The 10393-nt window shown below is 44.6% G+C and carries 12 protein-coding genes; 11 read left to right on the top strand and 1 reads right to left on the bottom strand.

All coding sequences use genetic code 11. The features are described from left to right. Window positions 1–114: 114 nt before the first annotated feature. Window positions 115–1047, bottom strand: coding sequence for a class II fructose-1,6-bisphosphate aldolase (gene fba / locus M3200_RS00785; RefSeq protein ID WP_022381637.1), 933 nt, complete (start codon window positions 1045–1047; stop codon window positions 115–117). Between the two features lie 543 nt (window positions 1048–1590). Here fba and M3200_RS00780 point away from each other — a divergent pair. The 11 genes from M3200_RS00780 (at window position 1591) to M3200_RS00730 (ending at window position 10336) form a co-directional block, all read left to right on the top strand. After that, window positions 1591–2082: a YajQ family cyclic di-GMP-binding protein gene (locus M3200_RS00780; RefSeq protein ID WP_022381636.1), complete on the top strand. Its 492-nt coding sequence runs from the start codon at window positions 1591–1593 to the stop codon at window positions 2080–2082. Between the two features lie 29 nt (window positions 2083–2111). Beyond that, a complete protein-coding gene (cbiD, locus tag M3200_RS00775) occupies window positions 2112–3212 on the top strand; it encodes a cobalt-precorrin-5B (C(1))-methyltransferase CbiD (protein WP_231939229.1) in 1101 nt (366 codons plus the stop codon). Beyond that, window positions 3197–3820, top strand: coding sequence for a precorrin-6y C5,15-methyltransferase (decarboxylating) subunit CbiE (gene cbiE, locus M3200_RS00770; RefSeq protein WP_022381634.1), 624 nt, complete (start codon window positions 3197–3199; stop codon window positions 3818–3820). Before cbiD ends, cbiE begins: the two co-directional genes overlap by 16 nt. Further along, window positions 3820–4392: a precorrin-6Y C5,15-methyltransferase (decarboxylating) subunit CbiT gene (gene cbiT / locus M3200_RS00765; RefSeq protein ID WP_022381633.1), complete on the top strand. Its 573-nt coding sequence runs from the start codon at window positions 3820–3822 to the stop codon at window positions 4390–4392. Before cbiE ends, cbiT begins: the two co-directional genes overlap by 1 nt. A 9-nt stretch (window positions 4393–4401) precedes the next feature. After that, the gene (gene cobM / locus M3200_RS00760) at window positions 4402–5178 is read left to right on the top strand and encodes a precorrin-4 C(11)-methyltransferase (RefSeq protein ID WP_022381632.1); all 777 of its coding nucleotides are present in this window, start codon (window positions 4402–4404) and stop codon (window positions 5176–5178) included. Beyond that, a complete protein-coding gene (locus tag M3200_RS00755) occupies window positions 5178–6248 on the top strand; it encodes a cobalt-precorrin 5A hydrolase (protein ID WP_022381631.1) in 1071 nt (356 codons plus the stop codon). Before cobM ends, M3200_RS00755 begins: the two co-directional genes overlap by 1 nt. Before the next feature lie 20 nt (window positions 6249–6268). After that, entirely contained in the window at window positions 6269–6958 is a 690-nt protein-coding gene (cobJ, locus tag M3200_RS00750) for a precorrin-3B C(17)-methyltransferase (RefSeq protein WP_022381630.1), read from the top strand. Continuing rightward, the gene (cobK, locus tag M3200_RS00745; protein WP_022381629.1) at window positions 6955–7773 is read left to right on the top strand and encodes a precorrin-6A reductase; all 819 of its coding nucleotides are present in this window, start codon (window positions 6955–6957) and stop codon (window positions 7771–7773) included. The genes cobJ and cobK overlap by 4 nt, the downstream gene beginning before the upstream one ends. After that, window positions 7742–8404, top strand: coding sequence for a precorrin-8X methylmutase (locus M3200_RS00740; protein WP_022381628.1), 663 nt, complete (start codon window positions 7742–7744; stop codon window positions 8402–8404). Before cobK ends, M3200_RS00740 begins: the two co-directional genes overlap by 32 nt. Window positions 8405–8552: 148 nt before the next feature. Beyond that, window positions 8553–9551, top strand: a complete 999-nt coding sequence (locus tag M3200_RS00735) for a FecCD family ABC transporter permease (protein WP_108850888.1) — start codon at window positions 8553–8555, stop codon at window positions 9549–9551. Next, window positions 9548–10336, top strand: coding sequence for an ABC transporter ATP-binding protein (locus M3200_RS00730; RefSeq protein ID WP_022381626.1), 789 nt, complete (start codon window positions 9548–9550; stop codon window positions 10334–10336). Before M3200_RS00735 ends, M3200_RS00730 begins: the two co-directional genes overlap by 4 nt. Window positions 10337–10393: the final 57 nt, after the last annotated feature.

The following is a 10393-nucleotide window of genomic DNA, read 5'->3' as shown; positions in this document are numbered from 1 at the left end:
ACTATAAAAACAACACGAAATGTCCTATAAGCCGATTTTTCATTATAGTATTAAAAAGGCGGTATAATTATCACATTGATAACTATACCGCCTTTTTTATTTTATAATCCTTGATTAAATCGTATTTGCGGAACCGAGGACAGCTTCAATCTTATGCATGACCATCTGTTTGACAGCTTCGCGTGCTGGTTTCAAGTATCCGCGCGGGTCAAAGTTGGACGGGTCTTCAGCAAGAGCTTTTCTGATGGCACTTGTCATCGCAAGACGAATGTCTGTGTCGATATTAATTTTGCATACAGCCATAGTCGCAGCTTTTCTCAGCATATCTTCAGGAACACCCTTGGCACCGAGTACTTTTCCGCCATAGGCATTGCACTGTTCAACAAATTCCGGAATAACGGTGGAAGCACCATGAAGAACGATCGGATAATCCGGCAGAAGTTTTCCAACCTTTTCCAGGCGGTCATAATCCAGATAGGGGTCGCCTTTGTATTTATAGGCGCCATGGCTTGTGCCGATGGCGATAGCAAGGGAATCGCAGCCAGTCAGTTCAACAAATTCTGCTGCCTGATCAGGATCAGTGAAGATTGCATCTTTTGCATCTACACTGACCAGGTCTTCTACTCCGGCCAGTCTTCCTAATTCTGCTTCAACCACAACACCTTTATCGTGAGCATATCCAACAATCTGTTTCGTGATTCTAACGTTTTCTTCATATGGGTGTTTTGAACCATCATACATGACGGAGGAGAATCCGCCATCAATGCAGGCTTTGCAGATTTCATAGGAAGAGCCATGGTCGAGATGAAGAGCAGTTGGGATTTCCGGATAATCCTGAAGAGCAATTTTTACAAGTCCTACAATATATTCCTGGCCTGCATAGTTGCGTGCACCTTCGGAAGCCTGAAGAATAACTGGTGAGTTCTCCTCTTTGGCTGCTTCCATGATTCCCTGAATAATTTCCATGTTGTTGACGTTGAAAGCGCCTATTGCATAGTGTCCTTCATACGCTTTTTTGAACATTTCAGTTGTTCCAACGAGCGGCATATTTGTTTCCTCCATTTCAAATAATGCAAGAATAATTCTATCAGTACATGACTTTCAGAAAAGTCATGTAATCATTCTTCTTTATTATACTGAAAGAATCAATAGATTTCCATGGGATTTAAATAAAGATATGAAATGTTGAGCGCCCTAAATCTACCTTCCTTACAGCGTCTGGGGGATTACTGTAATTGGAACTGGAAAAATACATCCGGAAAGATATTCGTTATTTTTATCGTTCAGCTGATGCTTAGGACCAGAATATTTTAGCTTTTTGATAGAAAAAAGAAGTTAATTTATATAAATGATAGCAAATATTAAAAGTTGCCAATGCATGAGAAAAGATTTAGAATTTAATTAAAAGTTCTATTTTCCTTTGAATCCTATAGAAAAAATAAAGCATGTCAAAATTAATTGGAATTTAGCTAAAAATATAAATCCCGATGACGTTGAATATGGTAAAATGAAAAGGTATGGTTTTCCTTTATTATAAGGTGAACTTCACAAGCGTAACAAACTTTCACAATATATAGACAGGAGGTTGCTATGGCAAAGGATTATTCATTCGATGTTGTTTGCCGCACAGATATGCAGGAAGTGGCTAATGCGGTCAATCAGGCGTCCAAGGAAATAGGTACGAGGTACGATTTCAAGGGGAGCAAAAGCTCTGTCACTTTAGATGACGGTCATATTACTTTAATTGGTGATGATGATTTCAAGCTGAGATTGGTCAGGGAAATCATTAACGGCAAGCTTGTCAAGAGAGGCATTTCTCTGAAAAATTTAAAAGAGCAGAAGAAGGAAGCTGCTGCCGGGGGAACCGTACGTCAGGTACTTGAACTCCAAAATGGAATCTCATCAGAGCTTGCAAAAGAAATTGTCAAAGAGGTCAAAGGTTCCAAGATTAAAGTCGCTGCTAAAATTAACGGTGATGAAGTTCGTGTAACAGGGAAAGACAAAGATGATCTCCAGGCATGCATTGCCTTTTTGAAGAAGCTGGATCTTCCGGCTGATTTGCAGTTTGTAAACTATAGATAATCGAGGGAGTTATAATGACGCCAGAGGAAATGATAGGTAGAACGTTAAGGGAAGGCCATACGACAGGAGCTACGGCTGCTGGCGCAATGAAGGCCGCGATTCTTGCCATCAGAGGAGAATTTCCGAAGCAAGTATCAGTATTATCCCCGCAAAGGAAAGAAATTGTTATTCCGGTCGAATCTGCATCTGCAGAGGGTACTGTCGGCACGGCTACCTGCATTAAGGATGCCGGAGATGATTTGGACTGCACGAATGGCACTCCCATTGTTGTCACTGTCGAACTGACTGACACCAAGGGTATGGAACTGAAAGCAGGAAAGGGAGTCGGTATCGTAACCAGACCCGGACTGCAGGTCAAGATAGGAAAGCCTGCAATCAATCCGGGCCCGCAGATCATGCTCCGCTATGTTTTTGAAGAACTCATCGGAAAAGACAAGGGATGCATCGTTACGATATCTATTCCTGAAGGGGAAGAGCTGGCGAAACAGACTTTAAACCCGGCAATCGGGATTAAAGGCGGCATCTCTGTACTGGGGACGACAGGAATTGTAAAACCGATGAGTGAGGATGCATATAAGAGATCTTTGGCACCGCAGGTGCCGGTTGTCTGGGCAGACGGATACAGGACGGCTGTGCTCTGCCCCGGACGCATCGGTGAAAACGCTGCTAAAATAATGGGAATTCCGGAAGGAGCCATTATTGAAACCAGCAATTTCATTGGGTTTATGATGGAGCAGTGCATTGCACGCGGCTTTGAAAAGATGATCCTTGTGGGTCATATGGGAAAATTGGTCAAGGTCGCATCAGGCAGTTTCCATACGTATAATCGAAACAGCGATGGCAGAATGGAGACAATGGCGGCATATGCAGCTGCAAATGGGGCATCAAAAGAAGTCGTACGTGAAATTTTAGATTGCAATACGACAGATGGTGCAGCAATTATTATTCACAGAGAACATCTTGATATGATTTATTCACAGATGGCAGAAAGAGCCCAGGTAAGATCCGAACGCTATATTTTTGGAAAATCAAGAGTGGGTGTCATATTTGCCGGGATGGATGGAACCATTCAGGCAGTCAGCTCACATGCTAAGGATATATTGGAGGAAGAGGGATGGAACATACATTAATTGTTGCAGGCATAGGGCCGGGAGGAAAGGATTTTATTCTTCCCAAAGCTCTGACTGCAATAAAACGTGCTCATTACCTCGTCGGAGGTCACAGGGCGCTTTCTGATTATGCATCTGAAAATCAAGAGACTTATGCCGTTACGGGTAAACTCGCACCTCTTGCACAGTGGATTAAAGAGGCTCTCAGTAAAGATGATGTAGTTGTCATGGTCAGTGGTGATCCGGGATACTATAGTCTTCTTCCCTGGCTGAAGAAACAGTTTCCGGAGTGTCCTTTGACTGTTATTCCCGGAATATCTTCTGTGCAGGCCGCATACTGCGCTTTGGCACAGCCATGGCAGGGATCTGAATGGCTGAGTTTTCACGGCCGTGTTCCGGATGATGACAAGCTTATGTTTTCTGAAGGCAGGAAATTATCCTTTTTAACGGACGGTGTACATAATCCTGCTTTTATAGCGGAATATCTTATGGGCAAGGGCTGGCCCGGCGAGACACCGGCTTCTGCCTGCGAACATCTATCTTACGAGAATCAGCACATTGTTACGTCAACTTTGTCTGAAATTGCAAAGCTGGATGGATTTGAAGAATCGGTAATGGTGGTGGGATAATGGCAGCATTCGGAATTGAAGATTCAGAATTTATACGTGGGAAGGTGCCCATGACAAAAGCTGAAATCAGGGCTATGGTCATGGTTAAAGCTGCAATCCAGGATAACGATATCGTTGCTGATATTGGTGCAGGAACCGGCTCATTGACCATAGAAGCAGCTTTATGTGCAAAGTCCGGCAAGGTCTTTGCGATTGAAAAGAATCCTGAGGGCATTCAGTTAATTAAGCAGAATGCAGAAAAGTTTGGCTACCAAAATATCATTGCAATCGAAGGCAGCGCACCTGATGCAATGGATGGACTTCCACCTCTCGATGTAATTATCATAGGCGGCACCAGCGGCAATATGCATAAAATATTGGATAATGCGGAAAATCTCTTGAAAAAAGGCGGAAGAATCGTACTGACCGCAGTCACAGCTGAGACTACGGGTGAAGTTGTCAGAGAATTCAAAGACCGCCCTTTCAAGTTTGAGGGATTCCAGATGCAGATCAATCGTCTCCGCAAGCTGGGGAGATATCATCTTTTCGATCCGCAGAGTCCAGTTTTTATATTTACAGCAACTAAAATTTGAGGAGGATTTATGTTAGGGAAACTTTACTTTATCGGCGCCGGTCCGGGAGACCCGGAATTAATCACGGTCAAGGGAAAAAGAATCATTTCTGAAGCAGATGTAATCATCTATGCTGGTTCTCTGGTTAATCCGGAAGTATTGAACTGCAGGAAAAATGATGCTGTTGTTTATAACAGTGCAGAAATGAATCTGGACGAAGTGTTGAAAGTTGAATTGGAAGCTTTAAATAAGGGGCTTGAAGTCGCTCGTGTTCATACAGGCGATCCGGCTATCTATGGTGCGATTCAGGAACAGATGGATGGTCTCCGTGCTGCCGGCATCAACGAAGAACAGTTTGAAGTCATTCCTGGAGTCAGCTCTTTCCTTGCAACTGCAGCTGCTTTGAAGCAGGAATACACACTGCCTTCCATATCGCAGACTGTTATTATTACCCGTATGGAAGGAAGAACACCAGTGCCTCCAAAGGAAAAATTAGCTTCTTTGGCTGCGCATCAGGCAACCATGTGCATTTTCCTTTCTGTTCAGGCGATCGATAAAGTAATGAGCACTCTTAAAGAAGGCGGTTATCCGGGAGATACACCTGTGGCTATCGTATCCAGAGCCAGCTGGCCTGACCAGAGAATTTTCCGCGGTACGATTGATACGATTGCTGATATCCTTCATAAAGCAGGGGTTGTCAGACAGGCCATGATCGTCGTTGGCAAAGTTCTTGACACAGACTATGAACTTTCTAAGTTGTATGACAGCAAATTTACCACGATGTTCCGTAAAGGGACTGAAGACTAATGAAATATGCCATTGTTTCTGTTTCGAAAACCGGTGCCCGGTTAGGCGCAAAAGTCAAAGCGGGCATTTCGGGTGATGGAACCCTGTATGAAAGAGCGGGATCGGAAAGTGGTCAGGTAGCCGTTTATTTCAAGAGAACGATGGATCTTATTACCGAAATATTCGCGCTTTATGACGGGATCATTTTCATCATGGCATCTGGAATTGCAGTGAGAGCCATAGCGTCTCATGTAGTCAGCAAGGCCAGCGACCCTGCGGTTCTGGTTATGGATGAGTGCGGAATTCACTGTATCTCGCTATTGTCAGGACATTTAGGCGGAGCCAATGCGTGGGCAAGAGAAGTAGCTGCAGCAACTGGTGCCGAAGCGGTCATAACTACAGCAACGGATGTTCATGACCATAAGGCTCCGGATGATATTTCCCGCGAATTGATGATGAGAGTCGAGCCATTGCAGGCTTTGAAGCCGGTAAACAGTTTAATTGCTGAAGGCAAAGTATTTGCCTGGTTCCTCGATTCAGAAATACCGGATGCAGATATCATAAGGAACAAACTGGATAAGCTCGGTATAGAGTGTTTAGATATAAATCTTCTCTCAAAAGCAGATTATGCAGGCTGTGCAGTTATATCCGAGAAAAGTTTCAATATATCCAAGCCTCACGTTTATTTGCGCCCTAAAAACCTGTATATCGGGATAGGATGTAAACGCGGCACTCCCGAGAAGAATATATATGATGCTTTTCAGGATTGCCTGAAGAAAATAGGGGCTTGTGAATATCAGGTAGTTTCTCTTGCCAGTGTAGATTTGAAGGCGGATGAAAAGGGACTGCTTGATTTTGCCAGGCACATGAATTTGCCTATACATTTTTATAGGCCTGAAGAATTAAAAATAATCACGGATGAGTATCAGTTGGAAAAGTCATCATTCGTAGAAAAAACAATAGGAGTTGGAAACGTATGTCAATCAGCAGCACTAATGGAATCAGCAAAGGGCCGAACAATTCTTCCGAAAACAAAGTATGTGGGGGTAACAGTGGCAGCAGCCATGGGGTTATCTACGTTATCGGAATAGGACCAGGACATAAGGAAGAATTGACACCAAGAGCTGTCGACGCTCTTGAACAGTCTGATATCATTGTCGGATACAATACTTATATTGCTCTCATAAAAGATCTTATCGGTGATAAGGAAGTAGTCGGCAATGGCATGCGCCAGGAAGTGGACCGCTGCCAGAAGGCTGTCGATCTGGCCGTCGAAGGCAATAAGGTCGCAGTTGTTTCTTCCGGGGATCCGGGTGTTTATGGCATGGCCGGACTGGTTCTGGAACTCATCCAGAAAGTTGATGCACAGAAGAGACCGGAATGCATTGTCATTCCTGGCCTTACCGCTGCGAATACCTCTGCAGCTGCTTTGGGAGCACCTCTCATGCATGACTATGCAGTTATCAGCCTTTCCGATCTTATGACTCCGTGGAATCAGATCAAAAAGAGAGCTGATTTTGCAGCTCAGGGTGATTTTGTTATTGCCATTTACAATCCTAAGAGCCGCGGCCGTGCTACATACCTGAATGAGATCAGAGATATTGTCATGAAATATCGCAAGCCTGAAACTCCGGTAGGCATCGTCCGCAAGGCCGGACGTCCGGGAATGAACTGGACGATCACGGATCTTGAAAAACTTCCTGATGAAGATGTCGACATGCAGTCCACGGTTATCATCGGAAACAGCAATACCTATGTAGCTGATGGCAAAATGATTACTCCAAGGGGGTACAAGCTTTGATTTGGATTATTTCCGGAACTCAGGACGGACGAGAACTTGGCGCCGAACTTGCTGATCGGGAAAATTTGAAGAACCCGGATGAACGAAAGGGGATCCTTATGACGGTCGTAAGCCAGTATGGCAAAGTTTTGGCCGAACATACCGGAATTGATATAGAGGTCGGGCGTTTCACGAAGCCTGATATGGTCCGTATTATTCATGATAAGGATATCGAATTGATTATAGACGCCAGCCATCCTTATGCCGCAATTGTCTCTGAGACGGCTTTCAGTGCATGCAGGGAAACCGGTATCCAGTATATCCGTTACGAAAGACCTGAAATTCCTCTGCCGGATTACGATAAACTTTACGTAGTAAAAGACGAAAATGAGGCGGCCGAACTGGCAGGACGTTTGGGAAACAGCATCCTCCTTACGACGGGATCCAAGACACTCAGCACATTTGTCAATTCCAAAGCCCTCGAAGGCAAAGAAATATGGGCGAGAGTACTTCCCACTTCCGGTGTAGTCAAAATGTGTGAAGAACTCGGCATGAAAGCTAAGAATATACTGGCAGTGCAGGGACCGTTCTCCTATGAGATGAACATGGCAATGATTCATGATTACAAAGCTGATGTTCTGATTACAAAGAACAGCGGATTAGTGGGAGGCAGCGATAAAAAGCTTGAGGCTGCTATGAGCGCAGGCATTGCTGTTATAGTTATCGAAAAACCGAAGTCTGTACTTACCGGAGTGCCTGTTTTTAACAATACGCAGGATGTATTGAGTTATATGGAGGATCACTATGGACTTTATAAAGAACCCAAGAGCAATTGAAGAAAAGAGCATGGATTTGATTGATCCATTTATTTCTGATATTGATTTAACTGATGAAGAAGTTACCGTTTATTCACGGATGATTCATGCGTCCGGAGATGTAGACTACGGTCATCTTATTCGTACGAGCGAGAATGCTGTAGAAGAGGGCATCAAAGCATTAGCTAAAGGCTGCAATATCTATTGCGATGTTAATATGGTTAAAGCCGGCATCAACAAGAATGCACTGAAAGTTCTGGGAAGTGAAGTATTCTGCCGTGTTTCCGATCCGGAAATTGCTAAAATCGCAAAAGAAAAGAATATTGCCCGCTCCATGGCCGCAATGAATTCTTTCGGAACTGATCTGAATGGCGCTATTATTGCTGTAGGCAATGCTCCGACGGCCCTTTATGAAGCTATCCGCATGACACTGGAAGATGGAATTAAGCCGGCGCTGATTATCGGCATCCCGGTTGGCTTTGTAGGAGCTGCTGACTCCAAGGAACAGCTGATCAGGAAAGCTCCGTGCCCTTATATCACAGTAAGAGGCACGAAAGGCGGAAGTTCCATCGTGGCATCCTGCGTCAATGCACTTATGTACAATCTGGTAAAACGCGATAACATGCTTTATATAGAAGGCAAAAAGAAATAACTCTTGAGAAGCACTGATGCGCATTGGAGATCAGTGCTTCTTTCTATAGCTGTTTCTGGTGCTCTGAATCATGTGGTTCAATAATGATTTGCCTAACTTTTGTCTCAAAGGCCGCTGGCTTTACTAGGAGGAAAATTATTTGAACGAGATGGAAACGGATGAGACGATAAAAAGCAAAAGTCTCAAAATAATTATTATTCTTTTTTTCACCGGGTTTACTATATTTGCGATGGTAGCAAGCCTTACCCTGGGCTCTGTAGATATTTCTTTCTCAACTATCGTGCATACACTCTTGGGAAATGTCCAGACTACTGATGAAATGGTAATCTGGAATATCCGGTTCCCCAGAAATATCGTAGGAGCCCTTGTCGGGGCCAACCTGGCTGTCTCAGGGGCTATACTTCAGGCAGTCATGAAGAATCCTCTTGCAGATCCTGGAATCGTCGGTGTTTCAAGCGGTGCCGGATTGGCAGGCGTTATCATGCTCATATTTATGCCGGAAGCGTCTATCCTTCTGACTCCCGTCGCTTTTGTGGGGGCTATGCTTTCTGCGGCAGCTGTTTATGCGCTGGCCTGGAAAAATGGGATACGGCCGACACGAATCATACTGGCAGGGGTTGCAGTCAGCGCCTTTCTGGGAAGCGGAATATCTGCCCTGCTGGTGTTCTATTCTGATAAAGTGCAGGGGGCTCTCCTTTGGATGGTCGGTGGTTTATCTGCAAGAAGCTGGCCGCAGGTAGAGACGCTTTTCCCATACACGATACTGGGGCTTGTTCTTGCCCTGGCCGGATGCAAAGCGCTTACAATCCTGAGCCTTGGTGATGAAACGGCAAGAGGGCTTGGTGTGCCTGTCGAGCGTGTACGATTTTCCATGACCGCAGTGGCAGCTCTTTTAGCGGCAGGGGCCGTCAGCGTTGCTGGATTGATCGGGTTTGTAGGACTCGTGGTCCCGCATATTGTCAGATTGATTATCGGAACGGATTACAAGTATGTCATTCCCGGATCAGCTATTTTGGGAGCGGGCGTCCTTGTATTCTGCGATACTCTGGGCCGTGTTGCTTTTTCTCCAATAGAAATACCTGCCGGCATTATTATGGCATTTTTAGGAGCTCCGTTTTTCCTGTACCTGCTTAGGAGGAGTTCATGATGAGTGATGATATTGCTATTAAAATATCCGATGTACATGTTTCATTTGGAAATCATCATGTGCTTAAAGGAGCGAGCGGAGAAATCAAAAAGGGGAGCATTGTTACCTTTTTGGGGAGAAACGGCTGCGGGAAATCAACACTGCTGAAAGTCTTAACCGGAAATTTAAAGCCGGAAAACGGATCCATTGAAATTGAAGGGCGTACATTGTCCAGCTTTTCCGCCTCCGAGATGGCACAGAAAGTTGCTTTCCTGCCTCAGGTTCATGAAATCCCACGGGATATGACGACTGAGGAATTGGTAGCATGCGGCAGGTATCCATATCAGCACTGGTGGACAGGTGTTTCCGAGCACGATCGGGAAATCATTGAACTTGCTATGGAAAAAACAAATACGATACATTTGAAAAATCGTATTGCGGCCAATCTTTCCGGCGGTGAAAGACAGAGAGTCTGGATTGCCATGGCTCTGGCACAGGAACCTGAAATTTTGATTCTGGATGAACCTACCACGTATCTGGATATCTGCCATCAGCTTGAAGTGCTGGAGCTGATAGAAAAACTGAATCAGGATGAGAAATTGACCGTAGTGATGGTTCTTCATGATATTAATCAGGCGATACGTTATTCCCAGGATATCCTCGTGCTTGAAGATGGTATTATCAAATATCATGGGAATCCTGTTGAAATCATGACACATGAGACAATCGGTGAAATATTCAAGGTGGATGCGGACATAGAAATAAGACAGGGCAGGCCCAGTGTTATAGTCAACGGGCTGCTTTAAATCAATCTGCCTAAATGAAAAGAGGCTGCAACAAAATGGTTAATCATTTTGTTGCAG

The organism is Dialister sp. CAG:357, assembly GCF_000435155.1.
GTDB classification, from domain to species: Bacteria; Bacillota; Negativicutes; order Veillonellales; family Dialisteraceae; genus Dialister; species Dialister hominis.
The sequence above is the reverse complement of the archived record's forward strand: the minus strand, read 5'-3'. Positions and strand labels throughout refer to the sequence as shown.